Origin of the sequence: Methanosaeta sp. UBA356 (assembly GCF_002496465.1) — an archaeon.
GTDB classification, from domain to species: Archaea; Halobacteriota; Methanosarcinia; order Methanotrichales; family Methanotrichaceae; genus Methanothrix; species Methanothrix soehngenii.
In genome coordinates, this window is sequence record NZ_DAKC01000132.1 from 1 (window position 1) to 22,448 (window position 22,448).

Here is a 22,448-nt window from a genome sequence, read left to right on the forward strand (position 1 = left end):
CTTGAAGCGGCAAATAAGAGAGGGGAATGAGATAGATAAGGATGAGCAGAGGCGACCACTCACAGTATCTGAGACCCTCCACACTCGAAGCTTCTGGTTTCTCTGGACAACCTGGATCCTGGCCGGAGCGGCGGGAGTCTCCATGACCGTCCTCTCCACCGGCTATGGATTATCTTTAGGCCTTCCTCTGGAGGGTGCGGTTCTCATTCTCACCGCTTTCAACCTCACCAATGGCACCGGGAGGCTGGCAAGCGGATACTTCTCCGACCGGTTGGGAAGAAGGAGGGTCATGAGCCTGGCCTTCCTTGCTGCTGGTCTTGCATATTTTCTCTTTCCCCTGGCAGGAGATCTGCCTACATCGGCAATCCTGGCAGCAGTGGTGGGACTCTCTTTTGGCACCTTATTCTCCGTCTCTGCTCCATTGGTGGCGGACTGCTTCGGCCTGGACCATTTCGGTGCCATATTCGGACTAACCTTTGCAGCCTACGGATTTCTCGCCGGACCACTGGGGCCCACCCTTTCAGGATATCTGTTGGATCTGAATGGCGGCAATTTCATCCCCATCTTTCTCTATCTGGGAGCATTCAGCCTGCTGGCCGCTCTCTCCATCCGGCAGGTAGTGTCGCCAGAGCGGCGTTGAAAGGCATCAAAAAAAGGTCAGGATGATCAAGTCATGAAGAGATGACCAAAGGTCAGCCCTCATGCGCACCCGCCGATCAGCTCCACTGCTTCCCTCAGGTCGCCTATGACCTCGGGGCCCTGGCGCTCGCCCCTGCGGTCCAGGAAGAGGGCATCAAGGCCGGCATCCAAAGCGGACTCATAGTCATAGCTGTAGTGGTCGCCGATATGCAGAACCTCAAAGGGCCTGGCATCCAAATGAGCGCAGATGGCTCCATAGAGGAGAGGCGATTTCTTCACCTCCCTGAAATCGCTGGTTGCAGAGAAGACCTCCCGGAAGTAGCCCTGCAGGCCATCCAGCTCGATGTCGATGAACTCCCGAGCGGCATTGGATGTCACCACCAGCTCATAGTTCTCGGAAAGGAGCTCCAGCACCTCCTCTACCTCGGGATATACCTCGATCTCGTCCTCGTAGAGCTCTAAAAGCTCCTCTTTGCCTATGGAGAGGCCGAACTTGTCTATCCAGAACTTGAGGTCGTACCACTCCAGGTGATCGCTGCCGATTTTCATATACTCGCCAATCACGTATTCTCTGGCTGCGGGAAGGTCCAATCCCGTACTCTCGGCATAAAGCCTGGGCATGCCTTCCATCCAGACCTTGTCCACAAACCTCGAATTTACCAGGGTGCCATCCATGTCCAGGGATATTATGCGAATCATCTTGAACTCCTGTTGAAGAGGAAATAGTTGCCTATTAGGTTTATTATTCTTTTGGATGGGATCATGAGATCGCCTTGCGGGGTGGCAAGACGAACATAGCGCTCAGTCACATCTGCATTGGCCGGCTCAAAACGAAGAGCTGGATGTGGCCTGGCTCATGGAACCCCCACCATCCATCATGCTGATGGCTGTCTTGGAGCTTATCCTCTTGTCGCTACCTGCTGATCCAGAAAGCTGCACAGGTGCAGGCGTTGCATCGAACCTATCCGATGACTCATGCGATACAGGCTTGAATATATTGGTGGTGGCGGTGAATGCAAGCTCCCCAGACCGGCTGCTACCGTTGGTCATATAAGTAGTATAGCTCCCTATTCCCAGGGTGGATAAGGATAGATTGAGTTGATACATGTCTAAAGATCCTGAGGGAACCACAACCAGACTCATTTCATCCCCTGATATTGATCCGCTGGCGGTAGCGTTCTGTCTCCCATCTCCTCTGATTATCGCTCCCTGGCCTAAGATCGCATCATCTTTCTGGAAGAGATAAAGCTCCATCTGCTCTAAAGATGCGCCGTATAGATTGAGGAGCCAGTTGCCGGTTACATTAATATGAGCTGGGTTGAATGCCTCTGCCTCCGATTTAGGCCTGACGGAAATAGAAGTCTCGCTGATATCGGGTTGGTCAAGCGAATCTGAATCTGCTATCACTCCCGCTTTCACTGCATTTAATAATAGCTCCTGGGGCAGGGGCATAGACATCGATTCTCCGAGCTGGCCTGGGTCGAGGGGATCGGCAGCGTCGGCATTTGCCTGGATCAGGAAGGCGGCAATCGTTATGCATGAGATCAATCTATGGCATATTATACTCACATCATTGGATTTCGTACTAACCACACTCCAAGGCCCTTATCACACAGACTCTCTGAAAGCCAATTGAGCAGTCTATTATGATTATATTATATGACGATTTCGGTCTCGTCAATGGTCGAATTGGCCGGATATCCAGGAAATTAATAGGCAAAAGCGCCTTTTGTCCACCATACTATCATATGCAGAAAATGAGCTTGAGGCATTTTCAGCCAGCATCCCAGGCAGACAATTAAAGGTCAAAAGCTATAAAGTGGCCCATGCCACTTAGTCCCAGTGAAAAAGGATGTCACGGAAAAATATAATGGCGAAAATTTTGATGCATTCCATGCTTATAATCCAGGCCACTCAGGGCACAGGTATTGCCGACCTGGTCAGACTGGGCTACGAGGATGGCAGGGCGGAGGATGCAGTGTGGATGTATAACCTATTGCGAATCAATGGAGATAGATAAATGCGCATATTCGTCGTCGTCGGCCACAAGGCTACCACCCAGCCCAGCTTCTCTTTAGAGGATATCCCCGGCACCTCCGGCCGCCTGGACATCCTCTGCCGCTCCGTTACCGCCGCTTTTGTCCTCTCTCACGGCATCAGAAAGGATGTTCTGGTGTACCTGGTACTGCTCGGCGGAGAGACCCCCAAGACCATCCGGCTGGTGGGCGAGACCCTCCGCCACCTCAATCCCGATGAGAGAACAACTGCTGCTCTCCTCAAAAAGGCCCTGGCAGTAGAGGCCACGCCAGAATGGGCCATGTCCACCTCGGGCATATTCGTCCGCACCGGTGGCCTGGAGAAGCTGCTGGAGGATTTGAAGCAGAGATCGGTCCGGCTGGTGTACCTGAGGGAGGATGGACGGGATTTCCGCTGCCTGAAGGATGAGCCCCTGGAGAGGGAGATGGCATTCGTCCTGGGAGACCACACAGGAATGACTGCGGAGGAGGAGTCGCTCCTCGCCTCAGCCGGGGCAGAGGTTGTTGCCCTCGGGCCGACCAGCCTGCACGCCGATCATTGCATAGTGGTCACGAACTGGCTGCTGGATACCAATGCCTTTATGTCAGATTGCGGATAATACAGGCTAACGAATCAACTATCATCTGGAGATGCTGTATGGCGAATTCAAAGAGCGCAATATTTGCGGTTATATTGAACCTCCTCATTGCAGGACTGGGCCACATTTATCTGGGCTACCCCAGGAGAGGAATAATTCTCTTCCTGTTGAGCTTCCTGATAGGCGCCATGAGCGCTGGATTGGGATGGATCGTGGCCGTCATCTTCTGCTCATACGATGCCTGGCAGCTGGCCAAGGGCAGACCCGCTCCATTCGACTTCCTGAGTGAATATATTGGCGAATGACCATTCTATTGGCAAATGACGATCTGTACTGAATAATCCGGTATCAAGCCAGATACAGGGAAGTCCCAGTGATCCTGGCGAGGTGCCGGGAAATCTCTATTTGGCTCCTCGCTATTTGGAATGGGTGAACTTGAAATCGGGAATTCTCTGTATCTTTTCGCCTCTGTGGTGAACCGCGATGCACTGACCCAACCATAGAGACACAGAGGAACAGAGGCCATATTCTCTGCCGGACCTCACCCACATGATTCAGCGAAGAGCCCTTTATTTTTTCATCAGAAGATAGACCGTCAGGATTCTCTGTGCGCCCGATTCCCATGAATTTGCTTGCACCACGCAGAAATTCGGGAAAAAGGCCGGGAGAAAAGACCATTCCTGGATTGGCATGTGGCAAGATCTAATAAACCAGTAGCTCGATCTCTCCGGAAAAGAAGAGTCATTATGAGTGAAGAGATCATGGAAAATCCCAAAGATGATATCCTGGAGACGGCCAAGAGGATCGTCCGCCTGGGTCCCATCTGCGACAGCTGCCTGGGAAGGCAGTTTGCCATGCTGGCCACCGGCCTTACCAATGCTGAGCGGGGTCGATCTATAAAGACCGTCCTGGCCATGCAGGCCTCCGCAGAGGGTGACATATCTTTGCTGGAAGATCTGGCGCCTTCTTTCCAGTCAGCCCGGCTCAAGCTGGGCCGCAAGAGCGAAAAGGACGTTCGCTGCACCGTCTGCCTGGGAGAGATATCGCCAGAAATGCTCGACAAGTGGGCGGAGAGGGCAGCCGCCGCCCTTGCCGGCTGGGAGTATTCCACCCTGTTGGTGGGCACAAAAGTGTCCGGCCTTCTTGCAGAGAACGAGGAGCTACTCCTCGCGGACGGCGGCTCTCGCCATGCCGAGCCTTTCAAGTCCGAGCTGAACCGGGAGGTCGGCAAACGCCTCTCCGCGATCACTGGAAAGGAGTTCGACCTGAAAGATCCGGATATGGTGGTGCACCTGAACCTGGAGACGGGCGAGGCAGAGCTGCAGGTGGCATCTTTATTCCTCCGCGGCCGCTACAGAAAGCTCGTCAGGGGCATTCCCCAGACCCGCTGGCCCTGTCGCGAGTGTCGTGGCCGAGGCTGCCCGCGCTGCAACGGCACGGGCCGCATGTACCAGGAGTCGGTGGATGAGCTCATCCGACCAGCGGTGATCCGGGCGGCTGAGGCTGACGATACCGTCTTTCACGGAGCCGGTCGAGAGGATATCGACGCCCGCATGCTGGGCAGCGGCAGGCCGTTCATAGTAGAGGCCGTCCGGCCGCGGATAAGGACCATCGACCTGGCGGGGCTGCAAGAAAATATCAATCGTCATGCAGAGGGCAAGGTGGAAGTTATTGAGCTTAATGTGGCGTATTCCGCTATGGTGGAACGGCTTAAAGAGGCCACTTTTCTGAAGACCTACTCCGCCCTGGTCAGGCTGGGAGCAGAGGTCGCAGAAGAAAAGCTTAAATCTGGCCTGAAGAGATTAGTTGGACAGGTCGATCAGCGTACGCCAACTCGGGTGTCTCACCGAAGGGCAGATAAGCTCAGGGTGAGGAAGGTTTATAGCGCAGATCTTATTGAGGTAGTGGGCAATCTGGCTCGCATAAATGTAAAGGGCGACAGCGGTCTTTACATCAAGGAGCTGATCTCCGGAGATGGAGGCAGAACCCAGCCGAACCTCGCGGAGATCCTCAGAGTGGACGCGGTCGTTGAAGAGCTAGATGTAATAGATGTAGGTGGAGAATCAGATGGCACATCATCACGGAATGCGGAAGAAGTCTAGAGACAAGCTGAGCAAGACTGTCAGGAGCAGTGGAATATCTCCCGTTGTCAGAGCTATTCAAGAGTTCGATACGGGATCAAAGGTTCACGTGCTCATCGATCCCAGCATACATAAGGGCATGCCTCACCCCAGGTTCCATGGGAAGACTGCCGAGGTGGTTGGAAAAAGGGGCAGAGCATTCGTCCTGAAGGTCACAGATGGCGATGCCACCAAGACCTTGATCACACTGCCTGAACATCTTAAGGCGCAAAAATAAGATGATTGTCAAGAGCGTATTAGAAGAGGAATTCCTGACCCTGGCGGAGGTCAAGGAGATGCTCGACCAGATTCGAGAGAAGCGAGCTGATGAAGAGGAGCTGGGCTATGAGCTTCGCCGGGCGATAAGGCATGCTGAGCTCTTTTCCAAGGGCAGCGCAGAAGAGAATACGGCAATGGTAGCTGAGCTTATGAAACTGGAGAAGATGACGAGGACCATAGCGGTTAAGATCGCGGATATCAGGCCCGTCACCAAGGATGAGCTGAGGGCGATCTACGCCAAGGAGCGATTCAATCTCAGCGAGGAAGAGCTCAGCAATATTTTAGAAATTGCATTCAGGGGGTAAGGCGCATGCCTGAGGGGAGACCGCCGAAGAGAGAAGAGATAGCCAGGGTTCTCGATTATCTCCCCTATGGCCGCACTCCGGACAGCAGAACCTATCAGAAGCAGCCTTTGGTTCAGGCGGTGGGTGAGACCAATTTCGTGCTCATGGAGATGACTCCCAAAGAGGGAGTGGTCCCTGTAGCTGGAGCCCGGGTGTATATCGGCAGCGGTAGCCGTGATGTGATCGATCATGTCAACCGCAGGATCGACTACTCAGAGCTCTCTAACAGCGCCAAGCTGGAGCTGCCTTTTGTCATCCAGACCATAGTGCTTGAGGATGAGCCCAGGTTCATCCGCTACTTCAATGATGCTGGCCCCATCACCACCCGCATGCACGCCCTGGAGCTGTTGCCGGGCATAGGCAAGAAGCTTATGTGGTCGGTGCTTAACGAACGCAAGAAGGGTCCCTTCAAGAGCTTTGCCGATCTGGTGGAGAGAGTAAAAGGCCTGCACAATCCAGAGAAGCTCATAGCCAAGCGCATAGAGGACGAGTTGATGGACGACCGGATCAAGTACCGGGTCTTTACCACAATGCCTCGCATAAGATGAGACTGGGCCAGCATTTTTTGATCGATCGCTCGATTGTGGATTCTATCGTGAGCCATGCCGATCTTGGGCTGGAGGATTGGGTGCTGGAGATAGGGCCCGGGGAAGGCATCCTAACACGAGAGCTGGCTGCCCGGGCCGGCCGGGTATATGCAGTAGAGATCGATCCCGATCTGGCAGCCAGTCTATGCAATACGGCCCCAAATGTGATGGTTATACATGCCGACGCTCTGACCGTTCGATTGCCCCAGTACAATAAGATCGTCTCCAACCTTCCCTACAATATCTCCAGCAAGATCACCTACCGCCTGCTCAGCCGGCCCTTTGACCTGGCGGTGCTGATGTTCCAAAAGGAGTTTGCCCAGCGATTGAAGGCCAAGCCTGCCAGCAAAAATTACGGTCGGCTGGGGATGGTTGCTGGCTTTTTCAGTCATATCGAGATCCTGCAGAACGTCTCCAGAAAGGCCTTCCGCCCGGTTCCCGATGTAGATTCGGCGATAGTTCGACTCCGCCCACGAACAGAGAGGCCTCAGGTGGATCCCAGGGCCTTTATGAGGCTGGCGGATATTCTCTTCAGAAACAGGCGCAAGAAGGTGAAAAAAGGCCTGGCAGCATACGGGGTAGATAAGATGACTCTGGCCGAGCTGGACCAGTCTCTGATCAATATGCGGCCCGAAGAGCTGACCCCGGACCAGGTGGCAGATCTGATATTAGCGATCGAAAAGAAAGGTGATTGGATCTGATCGGGCAAAGGGGCCCGTTTGCTTCATCCCCGCTTTTCAAATCCCCAGGCGGATGTGCTTTATCTCCAGGAATGACTCCAGGCCATAGTGCCCCAGCTCCCGGCCGATGCCGCTCTCCTTCCAGCCACCAAAAGGCATCTGATAGTCCATCACATTGTTTATGTTGACCCCCACCCCTCCCGCCTCCAGCCTTTCTGCTGCCTGAATGCCCGTGGCAATGTCGCTGGTGTAGATGTATGCGGCCAGGCCGTAATTCGAGTCGTTGGCCAGCTTTATGGCCTCATTAACAGTCTTGAATTTCATAATCGGAGCTACTGGGCCAAAAGTCTCCTCTCTCATGATCTTCATCTTGTGGTCAGCCCGACCCAGGACGGTGGGCAGGAAAAAGTAGCCCTTTTCGAATGCCTCCCCCTCCGGCTCCCGGCCGCCGCAGAGGAGCTCTGCTCCCCGATCAAGGGCGTCCTTCATATGCTCTTTGGTCTTCTCACGCTGCTCATCGCTGAACATCGGCCCCAGGTCCACATTCTCTTCCAGGCCGTTGCCAATCCGCAGCCGCTCGGCCTGATGGACCAGTTTATCGGTGAACTCCTCTGCCGCCTCATCTGCCACATATACCCGGTTGACGCTGATGCAGATCTGCCCCATATTGGAAAAAGCCCGCTGGGCACAGGCAGCAGCAGCTTTTTCGATATCGGCATCGCCACAGACTATGAAGGGCGAGTGCCCTCCCAGCTCCAGTGAGACGCGCTTGATATGAAGGGCAGCCTGGGCCATTATCCATCGTCCGGTCTCTGTCTCTCCGGTGAAGGCGATCTTCCTGGAGATGGGGTTTTCCACCAGCTCTGCTCCTACCTCGCTTCCCGGACCGTGTACCACATTGACCACTCCTGCAGGAAGACCGGCGTCATAGATCGCCCGAACGAATTCCGTGGCGGCGACGGGGGCATGGCTTGGCGGTTTGGCCACAAAAGTGCAGCCCGCTGCCAGACACGGCCCCACCTTCCAGGAGAGGAGGTCCACCGGATAGTTCCAGGGGGTGATGAGGGCAGCGACGCCCACGGGCTGGCGGAGGACAACGCTCCGGCCGCGGGATGTGGCCAGCCATTCCCCGACGTTCCTCCTGCCCTCTTCTGCATAATAGTCCAGGATACCAGCAGATGATAGGATCTCCGCTCGAGCATTTTTCAGGGGCTTTCCCTGCTCCTGAGTCAGCAGTCGGGCTATGGACTTCGCCCTCTCTCGCACCAGATCCGCGGCAGAATGCAATAGCTCTGCCCTCTTCTCGCAGGCGGTCTCAGACCAGAGAGGAAATGCCTTCTTTGCCGCCTCCAAAGCCATCCGGGCATCCTGGCGAGTTCCTACGGAGACCAGAGCCACAGGCTCCTGGTTTGCTGGATTGCAAATCGTCTCCACCTTATGGGATGAAATGGGGAGCTGTTCCCCGTCGATTATCATATGAGTCTGATGCATGAAAGACCTCTGCATCGCCTATTTTATCCCTCCTGGCTGATAACCTTTGGGCCGGACCGATCAGAATGAATCGCCCCTTTCATCTCCTTCATCCGGGGATGCATCATCCACAGACTGCTATAACATTTATATGGGTATAGGTTATGATAGAAAGCCAAAGATAATGATCGATCAAACATAGATTTGAGGTTTATGATAGATGAAGTCGCCATGTGAGGAGATCGTCTGGAATGTGCTTCCCAGCATCAGAGCGGCTATTGCCGAAGAACTGATCAAAAGAGGAATTTCTCAGAAGGATGTGTCCAAAATGCTGGGAATCACCCCCCCTGCGGTATCCCAGTATGTCTCGAAGAAGAGGGGCTACAATATCGAGTTCAGAGAGGATATCAGGGAGGCGATAGGAGGGCTTGCGGAAGATCTTATCGATGGAAAGGTCGATGATCTGGTGAGGAGGATCTGCGATATCTGCTGCATGCTTCAAGATGACGAGAGCGCTTGCATCTCAGGTCGATGCAAAGGGAAGTAAGAATCAAATCCAAATAGATCTCCAATGAATCCCAGATCTCCATATTCTCTATGCCCTCTGGAGAAGGAATGTTTTTGGAATGTTAAAAATGAGCCATGACGGCAAGCTAAAAGATCTCAAAGATCGTATCCGGGAGAAAGAACGGCTGCTTATCTCGTATTCCGGTGGGGTGGACAGCAGCCTCCTGGCAAAGCTGGCTCATGATGTCTTGGGTGAGGGGGCGGTGGCAGTGATCCTGGACAGCGAGATCTATCCCAGAAGCGAGCTGGAGGAGGCGGTTGCCCTGGCAGAATCCCTCGGTCTGGAGCTGAGGGTGGAGAGGTTCTCTATTCTCGATGACCAGGCTTTTTCTCAAAATCCATCCACTCGCTGCTATATCTGTAAAAAGAGGTCCAGTGCCATTCTCAAGAGGGTGGCTCAGAAAGAGGGTATGAGCTGCATCGCCGATGGGGTGAACGCCGACGACCTCGATGACTATAGACCGGGCATTGCGGCCTGCAGCGAGGAGGGGATCTGGCATCCATTTGTCGATTCGGGGATCACTAAAAAGGATATTCGCACCCTGGCTCAGGATATGGGACTGCCCGTCTGGGACAAGCCCTCTTCCGCCTGTCTGGCCTCGCGCATTCCCTATAATGAGAGGATCACACGGGAAGGCTTACGAATGGTGGAAGAGGGGGAGGAATATTTGAAGAGCCTGGGATTTGGCCAGTTGCGGGTGAGGTCGCAGGGAAAGACGGCGCGAATCGAGCTGGAAGAGCAGGAGCTGGAAAGGGCGCTGGCTTGCAGGCAGGAGATAGTGATGAGGCTGAAGTGCATTGGTTTTGAATATGTGACCCTGGACCTGGAGGGCTATAGAAGCGGTAGCTTAAACGAGGTTTTGTGAAAGTTCAAGAGATTCGATCCGATTTTCCCATTCTCGATGATCTCATCTATCTGGATAGCGCCGCCACCAGCCTTACTCCTGAGCCCGTCTTAGAAGCTGTCCTGAGCTACTACCGCAGCTACAGGGCCAATGTGGGCCGGGGGGTCTACCGCCAGGCCCAGATCGCTGACCAGAGGTACAGAGACGCTCATCTCAAGGTGGCGGGTTTTGTGGGGGGAGAAGATGGAACTGCCGTCTTCACCAGGAACACAACCGAGTCGATCAACCTAGTGGCCAGGGGCCTGGACTGGAAGAGGGGGGACCGAATTGTGACCACATTGCTCGAACACCATTCCAACCTCCTGCCCTGGATGAGGCTGAAGGAGGTGGGGATCGATCTGGAGGTCATAGCTCCGGATAAAATGGGGAGGATCGATCTGGCCGACCTTGAAAGAGCCATAAACAAGAAAACCAGGCTGGTCGCCATGAGCCATCTATCCAATGCCCTTGGCACCATTCTGCCTGCAAGAGAGGTCGGCCGGATCTGCCGTGAGCGGGGAGTTCTCTTTCTGCTGGATGCCGCCCAGTCCCTGCCCCATATGGCAGTGAATGTTAAAGACATAGATTGCGATTTTTTATGCTTTTCCGGCCACAAGATGCTCGGGCCCACGGGATCGGGAGTGCTCTGGATCAGGGAGCTGGAGGATGGCAAGAGGAATGGAGAGCAGAGGAGGGCAAAAGGGCAGAGAATGAGCAGTCATGCCAGCAAGAACCAGGACTCCGGGAAGAAGCTGGGTAGCACGGAACTGGCGCCCCTATTGGCAGGAGGAGGGATGGTAGAGGACGTCTTTGACGACGGATTCACCTTTAAGAGGGGCTATGAGGGCTATGAGGCGGGAACGCCGGACATCTCCGCCGGCATTGGTCTGGGCGCTGCAGTGGACTACTTAGCCCGGATAGGGATCGATGAAGTTCACGATCATGAGATGAGTCTCACCAGGAGGCTGCTTAAAGGACTGGATGGGATCGGAGGCCTGGAGGTCTACGGACCGGGGGCTGATAGCCCCGTGGAGCGGGGAGGAGTGGTCTCATTTGGGATAGAGGGCCTCTTGCCCCATGAGATCGCCCTGATGCTCGACCAGGCCTCCAACATCTGCATTCGCTCGGGGCACCATTGCTGCATCCCCCTGATGAGGCACCTGGGATTAAAGCATGGCACCGCCCGAGCATCGCTGTATCTTTATAATACCGATGAGGAGATCGAGAAGCTCCTGGGGAATTTGGAGCAAATCGCCAGGATGGCTTAAGGGAACGCATGAGAAGATGATAAAAGACTTTGAGTGCCTTAAGGTGGACGAGATCAAGGTCGAGAAAGCCATCTGCCCGGTGGCGGAGGAGGTTCCCTTATCTATTTTCATCAACGGCCGCCATTTCGCCACCGCTATGATCAGCCCCCAGATGAGAAAAGAGTTCGTGGCGGGGCACCTTTATTCCGAGAGGATCGTCTCTGCCGTCGAGGAGATAGAATCTATAGAGGTGGAGGGAGATGTGGCCAGGGCAATAGTCGCCAATCCCATTCGAGCGATAGTCCCCAGGAGGCCCATTGTGAGCGGCTGCGGGGGCATAGCCTCATTTCTCGATGAGTCAAAGCTCCCCCGGATAAAATCCGATCTGACGATCAATAAAAAACAAGCTCAGGAGGCGATGAAGGCCATATCCCTCTCCGAGACGCACATCGCTACGGGCGGGGTTCACTCAGTTGGGCTCTTCGATCAATCCGGGCCTGTATCGATCATCGAGGACATAGGAAGGCACAATGCCCTGGATAAGGCCATAGGCAGCCTGATCATCAAAGGGGAGAGATTCGACCTGGGCCGGGCGTTTGCCGCCTGCACCGGCCGGGTCTCCTCGGACATGGCCCTGAAGTGCTCTGTAGCCGGCATCCCCATAGTCGTCTCCCGGGGGGCGACGACGGGCCTGGCCATAACCATTGCTCAGAGGACGGGTCTTGGCATCATCGGTTTTCTGCGGGGGAAGAGGCTGTCCGTTTATGCCAATCCGGAGAGGTTTGTGATTTGAGGTTGACTGAATGAGGTCGCCTAAATGATCTGCTCCCTCTGTCAGGAACGGGCGATCGTTTCCCAGCGCTACCTCGGCCGGCACCTCTGCCAGGATCATTTCATCCAGGATTTTGAGGGGCGAATGGTCCAGACAATCGTTGTGAACCGGATGATCGAGAAGGGAGAGCGGATCGCAGTGGCGGTGAGCGGAGGGAAGGACAGCACTGCCCTTCTATTTGCCTTAAGCCGGGTTCTAGCCGAAAAAGAGGTGGAAATGGTGGCGTTGACTGTAGATGAAGGCATCGCAGGCTACCGGGATGATACCATCGTGGCTGCAAAGAGGATCGCCCGGCAGATGGGAGTGGAGCAGGTGATCATCTCATTCCAGGAGGAGTACGGCTGGAGCCTGGACGAGATGGTGGTGGGAGCAGAGGTCGCGCCCTGCACCTACTGCGGGGTATTTCGCAAGAACGCATTGAACTGCGCTGCCAAAAGCCTGGGGGTGACAAAGCTCGCCACCGGCCACAACCAGGACGATGAGGCCCAGTCGGTGATGATGAACTATCTGAAGGGGGATATGGAGCGTCTGATGCGCTTTCGGCCCAGAAGGGAGCAGCCGGGGCTGATTCCCAGGATCAAGCCCCTGCGAGACATTCCTGAAAAGGAGATCGCCCTCTATGCCATGGTTAACGGGATCTATTTCGAGTCCAGGGAGTGCCCCTATGCCCGGCTCTCTTTAAGAGCAGATGTGCGGGATATGATGAACCGGATGGAGAGCCTCTTTCCCGGAACCCGGCAGAAGACGCTGCAGGGATTTGAGAGGATCGAGGAGCTGTGCCGAGGAGACTGGGCGCAGATGGAGCTGGCGGAGTGTAGGGAATGCGGCGAGCCATGTGTGGGGAAGAGGTGCAAGGCCTGCGAGCTCTTGGGAAGGCTGAGAGGATGATGGATCTAGGTGCCTGTACCTCGCGGGATAATAATGAGAGATGCTCGGGAAAATACCTTCCACTTATATCTCGAAGAAAGGCTAATGCATCTTAACTGAGATATGCCACCCCTCCCCGAAGACATCCTGCCCGGCCAAGGGAAAGACAAATGGCCGTTGCATAAATAAGGAGATGAAGATTTCTTGCATTCATCTGACTTCGCTACCGGTCCATATCAGCCAATACATTTTCCAGCATGGATCGAAGCTCAGGAAATTCTATGGTCACAGTTGTCCAGACGATCGACAGGTCAACCTTGAAATAGCCATGGACGAGCCGATCTCTGATTCCTGCCATATCGCGCCAGGGAATCTCTGGGTATCTTTCTCTAATTTGATCCGGGATATGTTTTGTTGCCTCGCCTACAACCTCTATGCACTTTGTCACTGAAAGAACAGTCTTTTTATCGCTTTTAAATTCATCAAATGTCATATCTCTAATAAATTCTTCAGCGTAGTTCATGTGCTCAATGATATCCTCGAGATAACTCCCATAATCCCGTTTCTTCATACGTAAATTACCTCTTTGAGGATATGCCCGCTTACCCTCGGTTTGAGGCCCGACTTTGTGACCAGATCTACCTTCTCACCAATCTTGTCGCTCAAGTAATTCTGCAAACCCACGTATTGTACCAGGCCAATTGGCTCCTCAAAATCAATCAGCAAATCGAGATCGCTGGTATCCTTTTGCTCGCCTCGCACGAAAGATCCGAAGATGCCGATCTCCTTTACTTTAAATTTTTTTTTGAGGATTGGCTTTTGATCTTTAAGGACTCTCTCGATCTCTTGAAGGGTTTTCATTTTAGTTGCCACCATCCAATCGAGCAGGTTTCAGGATCTCTTATCTCAACCAGGATTGCTATCTAAATCTTAGATTCAGATCCTCGACCGCGTAGATCAGGCTCATTTCCCAGAAGCTGGGCTAGAACTCTCTCGGAAAGCCTCATAAGGCCTCTCGTAATTGCTCTATCTTCACCATGCTCCAACAGATCACCAGGAATTTGCATGCAGCTTCTGGCACTCTCACCCATGATACTGCTTTTGGATTTCTTGATATTTAAAGCATGGGCTGAAAAATTTCAACGATCCGAGAAACCGATCCAGAAGACTTATCTTTTTATCCCGCCAAACACTCCTCCAAGGATGTGTTGCAGATGGACCGGTTAACCCTGGCCTCAGTAGCCGCCCCCTTCCTGGCGAAAGGGGCGGAGGCTTTCTCCAAGAGCGCAGGTGAAACGCTGGGCGCAAAGGTGGGCGAGCTGTGTCAGGCAGTTGCAGACAAGTTCAGGGGCGACTCCGATGCAGAGGAGACCCTGGCCCTTGGCAAAAAGAGGCCGGATTCAAAAAGGCAAGAGAATGCTCTGCGGGAGGTCCTGGCAGAGAAGCTGGAGGCTGACCCGGATTTCGCCGTCAGTGAGCAGAGGCTGGTGGATGAATTAGAGAAAGGAGGCAGCAGGACGGTCTTCGACAAGCGAGGCCAGACCATGCACGGCTCCCAGACCAATATTGCCGGCAGCTTCAGCGGGAATGTTCTTTTCAACCAGTTCAATGGTCCAGTATCTCTAGGAAGAGAAGCGGTAGACATGCGGGGCTCGACGGGCGCAATCTACAAACCCTCCGGACCGGTCAACCAGCAATATCGATACTATTCTAAGGCGCGGGATGTATCCAGCAAAAGCGAAGGCCAGAGAAGGATAAAATGTATATTTCTGGCAGCCAATCCGAAGGGCACTCAACTTTTAGAGCGGGACAAGGAGATCTGGGAGATCACTGCTATGATTAGGGCTTAGAAGTATCGCGATTCTATCGATCACTCATCCGCCTGAGCTATCAGGCCTGATGATCTGCTCGAATTGGTAAACCAGCACAAACCCCAGATTGTGCATTTCAGCGGACATGGCAGCGAAAAGGGTATGTTCTGCGAATATATCCAGGCTGCAATCTCCAAGGCGGTATATGAAGTCATAGATGACCAAGAGCCTTATTCCGGCGAAGTGCCCGAATTAAAGGGCATTTGGGCAACTGGCAAAACTCAGCAAGAGTACCAGGATAATTTGAGGATGGCCATAGAAGACTGGATTGCGTTCAGTCTGAGATTCGATTTACCCATCCCGGTTATTGAAGGCCAAACCTTAAGAGCAGCAATCGAGGCATAAAGTACGTCAAAGCTGGCAAAAAGAGTTTCAGATTCGTTTGCACACTGCCTTTCTTTCACAATCCTTCAAACCTTCACCCGCAGCATCCTCTCGATCGCCCCTCTCGCCCGCACAGCGATCTCCTCTGGCACAACAACCCGCGGCTCGAGCGTCTGCAAAGCCCGGAGGACATCGGGAAGGGTGGTTTTCTTCATATTCTGGCAGATGGCCTCATCGCTCAGAGGATAAAACTCTCTATCCGGATGGGCCTTCTTCAGCCGGTAGATCATGCCCACCTCCGTGCCGATGATGTACTCCCGCGCCCGGTTGATATCGGGATGCTTGCACATTCCTGCGGTGCTGTAGACGAAATCGGCCAGGTCGATCACCTCCGGCCGACACTCCGGATGGACCAGAACCTCCGCCTGAGGATGAAGCTTGCGAGCTGCCTTCACCATCTCCGGGGTGAATTGGTCATGAACATAGCAGTAGCCATCCCAGGGTATGATCTTCTTCTTCGTATGGCGGGCCACATAGGCAGCCAGGTTCCTGTCCGGCACGAATATGACCTCGTCTTCAGATAGCGATTCTACCACCTGCACCCCATTAGCAGATGTGCAGCAGATGTCGCTCTTCGCCTTGATCTCCGCAGTGGAGTTCACATAGCATACCACCGCTGCCTGAGGATAGAGAGCCTTCAATTCATCCAGTTGCTGGGGGGTGATCATGTGGGCCATGGGGCACCAAGCCCCTTTCACCGGCAGGACCACCCTCTTTTGCGGGGATAAGATAGCGGCCGTCTCCGCCATGAAGTCCACTCCGCAGAAGACTATAACCTCTGAGTCCAGGGCCGCTGCTGCCCGGGAAAGCTCCAGGGAGTCGCCCGCCAGATCCGCTATATCCTGAACCGCCGGTATCTGATAATTGTGGGCCAGAATCGTCGCCCGGCGTTCCTTCTTCAAAGCTTGAATCTCTTCTATCATAGCCATCGAGAACAGTCCCAGGGAATGGGAAACTATTATTTCAATCTATTTAGATAGGTTTTATGAATATTATTAGCTCAATTAAACTGTAATTGATCCTGATCTGCATCATTTGAACTTATCGAATACCATCGGAATATCATCCACCAATAACAGCAGTGAACAGGGCCAGCTCATCCCCATCCGCCAGCGGGGTCTCGAGCGACTGCAGGCTCTCGATGTTCTTTCCCGAGAGAAAGATGTTTACGTCCTCGCGCAGCCTTCCTTCCTTGAATAAAAGCGGCTCCAGCGAGGCGTGATCATGGCATAACAGGTTCAGAAGATCTCTTATCATTGCCCCCTCGCCTGGAAGATCGATATCTTTCTCCTTTCCCAGAATATTTCGAAATCCGGCAAACGACCTGATCTTAATCCTCATCAATAGCTATCTCCTTTGCCCTCTCCAGGGCCCGGATGGCGTCCTCCATCTTGAAGTCTCGCCGGTTGGAGGCCAGGAATGCGCGAAATCTCTCTATCTCCTCCTCTGCCACAAAGTCCCGCGCCCTCTCCATCATCATCTCATAGCTCCTCTCAGGAAAGTACAGAGCCTGTGCGCAGCGAAGGAGCCTGTCTTTTCCGACGGTGCCGATCGCTCCCTTCTGCCAGGCCTGCTCCAGATTGAAGCGGATGTTCACCAGAGGCTCTGAATGCGGCTCAAACGTGAAAGGATCAAAGGTTAGCGCCACCTCATCATCTGATACCAGCATTCCTTTCTTATAGGCCTGATAGATGAGCCCTACTCCCTCCATGCCATAAACATCCAGCTCCGAGGCCCGCAGGGCTCCCATGCTCGACGCCCCCAGGACCCTCGCTCCTGCGTCCAATGCGTATATGACCTCTTTATGCGCCACAGAAGAGTCCTGAAAGAAGACCCCATCGATGAGAACGATGATCCGCGCTCCATCCTGGGCAGCCCGATAAACGTCACCCCGCCGGGCAGGAGGCCGCCATTCAGCCTGCAGAATCTCCTCTGCCCTAGCTCTGGAGAGGCTTGGCCCTAGGAAGACGACGACTTCTGGCATTCTTTATCCTCTTGCCCACCCTTTCCCTGTCCACCCCAGCGATCTCAAGACCCGGGACGATCACCCTCACCACCGGAACGCCGATCTCTTCTCTGGTTAAATCGACCACCACTGCTCGCTCCAGGCCCGCCTCTTCCAGCTTGCTGATCATGAACTTGATATCCAAAAGGAAGTCATTGCTCTCAAAAGACTGAATATCAGCAAAGCTCTTTTTCTCCCCGATATCAAACCAATAACGGTTGAGCCTCTTGGTCCTTTCGTATCCGATTTGCCGGCGGAAATCGGCGGTGACGGTATCCTCTCTTGCCCCGTGGATCTGGGTGAGCCGGCTCTGCGCCACCTCAGTCAGGGCGCGCAGCACCGCCACCCGGGCGCTGGTGTGGGTACCCATCCCAGTGGTGAGCAGAGTGGGATCGCGCAGCTTTATATCATCGGCAGCAGCCGCGCAGGTGGGGATGTCGATATCGCTGGTGATATCCCGCAGGTAGACATCCACCTCTGCTGCGGCGAACCTCTCCAGCAGGCCTTGTGCCTGTTCGTCAACAACATCAGATATCAGCGGCCCCATGTGCCTCGTCGCCTCCACTATTGCCCAGGCGTCTCTCTCTATAACCTCAGCTAGACCGTGGAATATCGCCTCTTCCATCATATTCCCTGAGGCGAGACCGCTGGTGTTGGTCCGAAAGAGCCTCTTGTAGTCAGAGGACAGAGGATGAAATACCGCATTGGCTGGGACCTGTATCTCTTCGTCATTCATAATATCCCAGCCCAAAACCCAGGGGATCTCAGCGTCTGCATCCGCGACTGCTTCTGTGGGGAGTATCAGATCGACAGGGTTCAGAGCCTCGGCTTTCAGGCTGGAATAGCGGGCAATTGTCAGCTCCCTGTCTCGCACCTCTCCAGAGTAGCGCTCGAGCCCCTCCATCATCGCCGAGACCCTGGCCTCGACAGGAGTTGCCCCTTTGCCATTATAGACGGAGACCGCTCCCCGATCGGCCATCGGCCGGATGGAGGAGAAGACTGGTATACCGATTCGGTCCAGATTGGTTATATCGGCCACTCTGGTGATCCCGGCAGCGGGCAGCTTGGCCTCGATTCGCTTCTCAGTCTCCTCTGGGGATGCCGCCCGGTGAGTGTCCTCCTTGTATCTCTTTATGCAGGGCCCTAGCTTCATCGCCAGATCCTTGGGGAGCTATGGAATATAAACCCTGTTCAAGAGCACTGATCAAGAGCTCTTTTCAGGAGCTCGGTGGGGCCTCGGGCGGAAGGAACGGAAGGCGGTCTCTCATTCTATAAGCCAGGGCCTGGCAGGTGGCAACTAGCCGCCCGTCCTCTCCCGTTACTCTGATCTCACAGGAGGAGATCTTTCTGGACCGATTCGTCTCTTTCCCTTCGGCCCGCAAAGTCTCTCCGGGACGAGCAGGAGATAGGTAGCTGACATTCACTCCCAGTGCCACTGCCACTGTGCCATGGGAGTTGACGGTCAGCTCAAAGGCGGCATCTAAGAGTGAATAGATTGCCGCACCATGGGTCGTCCTGAAGAGGTTGTTCATCATCTCGTTCGTCTTCATCTTCAAGATAGCGTGCCCCGCCTCCAGCTCCTGGATCTCTATCCCGAACATCCGGGCATAAGGCTCACGGGCAAACTCCTCCTTTAGAGACTTTATACATTGGTCCATGGAAATCTCTCCTCTCCAGGGACCATTTCTCGAAACGGTTATATCTGCTCCGCCAGGATCTAGAGATAATGCCCTCTTCTCAAGGCCCAAGGCCGGAACCGGTCTCCATAGAGATCAGTGGATCTTCCGTATCCATCCTGCTCACTCAGGGCTCCATCAACATCTGGTTCGGCAAAAAATTCGATAAGTTGCTTCTATCCAGGATTCTGCTAATGATCTCCAAGGTCGACTCGACCACAGAGCATGAGAAGGAGGTCTTGTGCCGCTTTGAGGAGATCAGCGAGTTTGAGAGCAATGGCTATATTCTGACATCATATGCCCGCAAAAAGGACAGATACCGGGCGATATTCGTGGTCCCATTCTCCAATAAGAGGGCGCTGGAAAGGTTTATGGAGTCCGTATCCACGGAGACCGAGAAAGAGGATGTGAAGATCACCCTTTACTGGAGAGGGGGGAGGGTCAGGATGAACATCATGAAAGAGGAGCTGAGCACGCTCGGCTGCTTTAGCATTCTCAATGTGATCTATAGGGATGATCAGATCGGAGAGCAAAACAGGAGGGAGAAGCCATGAGGTTTGCATGTTGTACAGAGGAGATTGAGATATCAGGAATTAGGAAATGCTTCGAGTCGGCTATGCCCGGCTCGGTCAATCTGGGACTGGGCCAGCCGGATTTCGACACTCCATCTCACATAAAGAGGGCTGCGATCAGGGCCATAGAAATGGGGCAGTGCGGCTACACCCCCAACTGCGGAGTGCCGGCGCTCAGAGAGGCACTGGCAGAGAAGTTGATGAGAGAAAACCAGATCGACTGCACCGCCGATGATATAATGGTCACCAGCGGTGCCAGCGAGGCCCTATTCCTGGCAATCGTCGCCCTGGTAGACCGGGGCGAGGAGGTGCTGGTGGGAGATCCAAGCTTCCTCTCCTATGCCGAGCTGACTCGGCTGGTGGGGGCAAGGCCCGTCTCCGTCCCCTTAGACGAGGACCTCCGCATAACCCCGGAGGCAATTGGGGAGCGAATAACAAAAAAGACCCGGATGATAATCATCAACTCCCCCTCCAACCCCACCGGATCGGTCCAGACCGAGGAGCAGATGAGGGCTATCGCCGAAATAGCCGATGACGAGGATATCGCCCTCCTCTCAGATGAGGTCTATGAGCATTTCATCTACCGGGGAGAGCATATCAGCCCGGCTAGGTTTTCAGATAATGTGATCACCGTCAATGCCGTCTCCAAGACCTATGCCATGACCGGCTGGCGGCTGGGTTATCTCGCCGCCCGGAACGAGGCTATAGAGCAGCATCTCAAGATTCATCAGTATGTCCAGGCCTGCGCCAGCTCCATCTCCCAGGCCGCAGCCCTGGAGGCGATCTGTGGACCCCAGGATTGCGTTCGTCAGATGAGGGATGAGTTTATGAGCCGCAGAGACCTTCTGGTAGCAGGCTTCCGGGAGATGGGAGTGGACCTGACAGAGCCGGATGGCGCTTTCTATCTCTTCCCTCGGGTGGGAGACGGCGACCTGGTGGCCAGCAAGCTGGCAAGAGCAGGGGTCATCACCGTTCCAGGATCTGCTTTTGGAGAGGGCGGAAGGGAGCATATCCGGATATCTTATGCCGCCAGCCGGGCCAATCTCGAGGAAGCGCTGCGGAGGATGAAAGATATCCTTTAAATAGGTGAGTCGCATTCGCCCTCAGGAGTGATGAAATGAAGGAGCAGGTTGAGGTCAGAGAGCTGAAAGAAGGAAGGTATGTAATCATAGATGAAGAGCCCTGCATAATCAAGAGCATATCCCATTCCAAGCCCGGCAAGCACGGTTCGGCCAAGGCGAGGGTGGATGCCATTGGCATCTTCGACAACCAGAAGAAATCCATCGTCCAGCCGGTCACCACCAAGATCTACGTGCCAACTGTCGAGCGCAAGACCGGCCAGGTCTTGTCCATCGGCGACACATCGGTGCAGCTAATGGACCTGGGCAGCTATGCTACCATCGATGTTCCCATAACAGAGGACCAGAAATCCAAGATCGAGGAAGGCAAAGAGGTAGCCTACCTAGCGGTGATGGGCAGGACCAAGCTGGACATTCGCTAGGGATTAAGCGATCGGCTTCCTGTTCCCAAGGCGGGCTCGTTCATCTTTTCCTGGCCTGCCTTCGATTTCACATTTTGTGGGTAGCTCGGAGGCTATAAGTTGTCATCCTACTCCGCCTATAAGGGCACGGGTTTTGATCAGCTGGATCCCTTCGATTCCAGCGACAGCAATCTGTGGCGCAAGGCGGAGTATCTGGGCCGATACCTATTTGCCGCCGATTTTCTGCGCAGCCGGAGCATAAGGCTTGCCGCTGATGTATCCTGCGGCCTGGGATACGGATCGATTGAGCTGGCCACCGCCTCCGAGGAGGTAGTGGGCATAGATGGCAGCCCGGAGATGATCGAGCGGGCGATGGCTGGATGCCAAGAGCCCAATATTCGCTTCAATTGCCTGAACCTGGAGGAGGACGATCTCTGCAGGCATATCCGGGAAGGCTCCTGTGGGGCAGCGGTCAGCTTTGAGACCCTGGAGCATCTGAACGATCCGGGCCGGGCGGTGGATCAGTTCTCCAGAATCCTCATGCCGGAGGGCTTTTTCATCTGTTCCGTCCCTAATGTTATATCGGAGTCGGGAGATGACGCCGGCCTGCCAAAGAATAGGTCCCATAAGCAGTGGTTTAACTTTCCCTCGCTCTGCCGGATGGTGGAACGACGCGGCATGAGGGTGATATATCGGCTGGGCCAGTCACGCTCAAGAATGCTCTATCGAAGAGAGCAGCAGCTCTTCAATGCCAGGAGGATCAGGCGGAGGCTGAGCGACGAGACGGTGATGCACTCTGAAGAAATGATCCGCTGGCTGTCTTATGTTGCCGCCTATCCATCTGTGGAGGATGTCGATGGATCCTACTCCATCATCATCATCGCCCAAAAGCAGGGCTCAGATTAATCAGATCCATTTGACTGTTATCTCATCGTTCAGATCGATCACTGCTCCATAGCCCCGACGCAGCTCTCCTACGTTCACCACCAGGGTGGAGCCGATATGACACTCTCCCCGATCCTCATGAATATGGCCGCATAAGACCAGATCGGGCTGATAGTTCTCTATGAATCGGCGCAGTTCAGAGGAGCCGGATCTCTCGCCATTGTAAAGAATATCACAAGCCCCCCGGGGCGGCTGATGAACGATGACGATCTTGGCCCGGGTACCAGCCACCTCCTGGTAGGCTTTCTCCAGAACGGAATAGACCTCATCATCGCGATGGTAGTACCTATTGGGATCGCCAAGTCTGCGGGGATCTCGGGCTATCATTCCTCCCATGCCAAGAAATCCGTACTCCTTATGGCGAAAAGAGGATCGGTGAAGGACA

Annotated in this window: 31 protein-coding genes; 20 read left to right on the forward strand and 11 right to left on the reverse strand. The window is 54.3% G+C overall.

The genetic code is table 11. The annotated features are described in order from the left end of the window. Positions 1-640, forward strand: a 640-nt coding sequence (locus BP727_RS12815; RefSeq protein WP_286859197.1) for an MFS transporter, incomplete at its 5' end; no start/stop codon positions are given. A 59-nt stretch (positions 641-699) separates the two neighbouring features. Here the strand turns inward: BP727_RS12815 and BP727_RS12820 are convergent. Then, positions 700-1,338: an HAD family hydrolase gene (locus BP727_RS12820; protein ID WP_013720163.1), complete on the reverse strand. Its 639-nt coding sequence runs from the start codon at positions 1,336-1,338 to the stop codon at positions 700-702. A 126-nt stretch (positions 1,339-1,464) separates the two neighbouring features. Then, complete coding sequence (locus tag BP727_RS12825; protein ID WP_048132418.1) at positions 1,465-2,187, reverse strand: hypothetical protein; 723 nt, start codon at positions 2,185-2,187, stop codon at positions 1,465-1,467. Positions 2,188-2,533: 346 nt separating this feature from the next. Between BP727_RS12825 and BP727_RS12830 the strand changes: the two genes are divergently transcribed. The 8 genes from BP727_RS12830 to rsmA all read left to right on the forward strand — a co-directional run bounded on the left by BP727_RS12830 (position 2,534) and on the right by rsmA (position 7,284). After that, positions 2,534-2,659: a hypothetical protein gene (locus BP727_RS12830; protein ID WP_269798803.1), complete on the forward strand. Its 126-nt coding sequence runs from the start codon at positions 2,534-2,536 to the stop codon at positions 2,657-2,659. After that, positions 2,660-3,274, forward strand: coding sequence for a tRNA (pseudouridine(54)-N(1))-methyltransferase TrmY (gene trmY / locus BP727_RS12835; RefSeq protein ID WP_013720165.1), 615 nt, complete (start codon positions 2,660-2,662; stop codon positions 3,272-3,274). A 38-nt stretch (positions 3,275-3,312) separates the two neighbouring features. Further along, positions 3,313-3,558, forward strand: a complete 246-nt coding sequence (locus tag BP727_RS12840) for a hypothetical protein (RefSeq protein WP_013720166.1) — start codon at positions 3,313-3,315, stop codon at positions 3,556-3,558. A 441-nt stretch (positions 3,559-3,999) separates the two neighbouring features. Then, complete coding sequence (locus BP727_RS12845) at positions 4,000-5,355, forward strand: tRNA pseudouridine(54/55) synthase Pus10 (protein ID WP_273278452.1); 1,356 nt, start codon at positions 4,000-4,002, stop codon at positions 5,353-5,355. Beyond that, entirely contained in the window at positions 5,321-5,611 is a 291-nt protein-coding gene (locus tag BP727_RS12850; protein WP_013720168.1) for a 50S ribosomal protein L21e, read from the forward strand. The genes BP727_RS12845 and BP727_RS12850 overlap by 35 nt, the downstream gene beginning before the upstream one ends. Before the next feature lies 1 nt (position 5,612). After that, the gene (locus BP727_RS12855) at positions 5,613-5,957 is read left to right on the forward strand and encodes an RNA polymerase Rpb4 family protein (protein WP_273271774.1); all 345 of its coding nucleotides are present in this window, start codon (positions 5,613-5,615) and stop codon (positions 5,955-5,957) included. 5 nt (positions 5,958-5,962) lie between these two features. Then, complete coding sequence (locus BP727_RS12860; protein ID WP_013720170.1) at positions 5,963-6,544, forward strand: DUF655 domain-containing protein; 582 nt, start codon at positions 5,963-5,965, stop codon at positions 6,542-6,544. A gap of 47 nt (positions 6,545-6,591) precedes the next feature. Next, positions 6,592-7,284 (forward strand): 16S rRNA (adenine(1518)-N(6)/adenine(1519)-N(6))-dimethyltransferase RsmA, encoded by a 693-nt coding sequence (gene rsmA, locus BP727_RS12865; protein WP_273278453.1) that lies wholly within the window; start codon positions 6,592-6,594, stop codon positions 7,282-7,284. Between the two features lie 36 nt (positions 7,285-7,320). Here the strand turns inward: rsmA and BP727_RS12870 are convergent, their stop codons facing one another. Next, the gene (locus BP727_RS12870) at positions 7,321-8,754 is read right to left on the reverse strand and encodes an aldehyde dehydrogenase family protein (protein WP_273278454.1); all 1,434 of its coding nucleotides are present in this window, start codon (positions 8,752-8,754) and stop codon (positions 7,321-7,323) included. A gap of 199 nt (positions 8,755-8,953) precedes the next feature. On the opposite strand from BP727_RS12870, the gene BP727_RS12875 reads away from it, so the two are divergent. The 5 genes from BP727_RS12875 to BP727_RS12895 all read left to right on the forward strand — a co-directional run bounded on the left by BP727_RS12875 (position 8,954) and on the right by BP727_RS12895 (position 13,151). Next, positions 8,954-9,280, forward strand: a complete 327-nt coding sequence (locus BP727_RS12875; RefSeq protein ID WP_013720173.1) for a transcriptional regulator — start codon at positions 8,954-8,956, stop codon at positions 9,278-9,280. Between the two features lie 79 nt (positions 9,281-9,359). Continuing rightward, the gene (larE, locus tag BP727_RS12880; protein ID WP_157863802.1) at positions 9,360-10,166 is read left to right on the forward strand and encodes an ATP-dependent sacrificial sulfur transferase LarE; all 807 of its coding nucleotides are present in this window, start codon (positions 9,360-9,362) and stop codon (positions 10,164-10,166) included. Continuing rightward, on the forward strand, positions 10,163-11,452 hold the full coding sequence (locus tag BP727_RS12885; RefSeq protein WP_286859206.1) for an aminotransferase class V-fold PLP-dependent enzyme: 1,290 nt from the start codon (positions 10,163-10,165) through the stop codon (positions 11,450-11,452). The genes larE and BP727_RS12885 overlap by 4 nt, the downstream gene beginning before the upstream one ends. A gap of 16 nt (positions 11,453-11,468) precedes the next feature. Then, the gene (gene fdhD, locus BP727_RS12890; RefSeq protein ID WP_013720176.1) at positions 11,469-12,224 is read left to right on the forward strand and encodes a formate dehydrogenase accessory sulfurtransferase FdhD; all 756 of its coding nucleotides are present in this window, start codon (positions 11,469-11,471) and stop codon (positions 12,222-12,224) included. Positions 12,225-12,248: 24 nt separating this feature from the next. Beyond that, on the forward strand, positions 12,249-13,151 hold the full coding sequence (locus tag BP727_RS12895) for a TIGR00269 family protein (protein ID WP_273271778.1): 903 nt from the start codon (positions 12,249-12,251) through the stop codon (positions 13,149-13,151). A 202-nt stretch (positions 13,152-13,353) separates the two neighbouring features. Here BP727_RS12895 and BP727_RS12900 read toward each other — a convergent pair whose 3' ends face one another. Both BP727_RS12900 and BP727_RS12905 read right to left on the reverse strand, forming a co-directional pair. Further along, positions 13,354-13,701, reverse strand: coding sequence for a DUF86 domain-containing protein (locus tag BP727_RS12900; protein ID WP_013720178.1), 348 nt, complete (start codon positions 13,699-13,701; stop codon positions 13,354-13,356). Next, entirely contained in the window at positions 13,698-13,991 is a 294-nt protein-coding gene (locus BP727_RS12905; protein WP_013720179.1) for a nucleotidyltransferase family protein, read from the reverse strand. The genes BP727_RS12900 and BP727_RS12905 overlap by 4 nt, the downstream gene beginning before the upstream one ends. Positions 13,992-14,344: 353 nt before the next feature. On the opposite strand from BP727_RS12905, the gene BP727_RS12910 reads away from it, so the two are divergent. Continuing rightward, on the forward strand, positions 14,345-14,980 hold the full coding sequence (locus tag BP727_RS12910; protein ID WP_013720180.1) for a hypothetical protein: 636 nt from the start codon (positions 14,345-14,347) through the stop codon (positions 14,978-14,980). 63 nt (positions 14,981-15,043) lie between these two features. Beyond that, positions 15,044-15,346 (forward strand): type II toxin-antitoxin system HicB family antitoxin, encoded by a 303-nt coding sequence (locus BP727_RS12915; protein ID WP_269798805.1) that lies wholly within the window; start codon positions 15,044-15,046, stop codon positions 15,344-15,346. Positions 15,347-15,411: 65 nt separating this feature from the next. Here the strand turns inward: BP727_RS12915 and nadA are convergent, their stop codons facing one another. From nadA to BP727_RS12940, 5 genes are all read right to left on the reverse strand, one after another. Then, on the reverse strand, positions 15,412-16,308 hold the full coding sequence (nadA, locus tag BP727_RS12920; protein ID WP_013720182.1) for a quinolinate synthase NadA: 897 nt from the start codon (positions 16,306-16,308) through the stop codon (positions 15,412-15,414). A gap of 139 nt (positions 16,309-16,447) precedes the next feature. Then, entirely contained in the window at positions 16,448-16,726 is a 279-nt protein-coding gene (locus tag BP727_RS12925; RefSeq protein WP_013720183.1) for a ubiquitin-like small modifier protein 1, read from the reverse strand. Continuing rightward, entirely contained in the window at positions 16,716-17,369 is a 654-nt protein-coding gene (locus tag BP727_RS12930; protein WP_013720184.1) for a TfuA-related McrA-glycine thioamidation protein, read from the reverse strand. The genes BP727_RS12925 and BP727_RS12930 overlap by 11 nt, the downstream gene beginning before the upstream one ends. Beyond that, entirely contained in the window at positions 17,323-18,543 is a 1,221-nt protein-coding gene (locus tag BP727_RS12935; RefSeq protein WP_013720185.1) for a YcaO-related McrA-glycine thioamidation protein, read from the reverse strand. The genes BP727_RS12930 and BP727_RS12935 overlap by 47 nt, the downstream gene beginning before the upstream one ends. A 64-nt stretch (positions 18,544-18,607) precedes the next feature. Then, positions 18,608-19,048 (reverse strand): PaaI family thioesterase, encoded by a 441-nt coding sequence (locus BP727_RS12940; RefSeq protein WP_013720186.1) that lies wholly within the window; start codon positions 19,046-19,048, stop codon positions 18,608-18,610. A gap of 68 nt (positions 19,049-19,116) precedes the next feature. Between BP727_RS12940 and BP727_RS12945 the strand changes: the two genes are divergently transcribed. The 4 genes from BP727_RS12945 (at position 19,117) to BP727_RS12960 (ending at position 22,024) form a co-directional block, all read left to right on the forward strand. Beyond that, positions 19,117-19,620 carry a hypothetical protein gene (locus tag BP727_RS12945; protein ID WP_013720187.1) on the forward strand — a complete coding sequence of 168 codons (504 nt, stop codon included), beginning with the start codon at positions 19,117-19,119 and terminating at the stop codon, positions 19,618-19,620. After that, complete coding sequence (locus tag BP727_RS12950) at positions 19,617-20,720, forward strand: pyridoxal phosphate-dependent aminotransferase (protein WP_013720188.1); 1,104 nt, start codon at positions 19,617-19,619, stop codon at positions 20,718-20,720. Before BP727_RS12945 ends, BP727_RS12950 begins: the two co-directional genes overlap by 4 nt. Before the next feature lie 35 nt (positions 20,721-20,755). Beyond that, positions 20,756-21,139, forward strand: a complete 384-nt coding sequence (locus tag BP727_RS12955; RefSeq protein WP_013720189.1) for a translation initiation factor IF-5A — start codon at positions 20,756-20,758, stop codon at positions 21,137-21,139. A gap of 99 nt (positions 21,140-21,238) precedes the next feature. Beyond that, complete coding sequence (locus BP727_RS12960) at positions 21,239-22,024, forward strand: class I SAM-dependent methyltransferase (protein ID WP_013720190.1); 786 nt, start codon at positions 21,239-21,241, stop codon at positions 22,022-22,024. On the opposite strand, the gene BP727_RS12965 is transcribed toward BP727_RS12960, so the two are convergent. Next, the coding region (locus BP727_RS12965) for a metallophosphoesterase family protein (RefSeq protein WP_286859215.1) at positions 22,025-22,448 on the reverse strand (424 nt) is incomplete at its 5' end.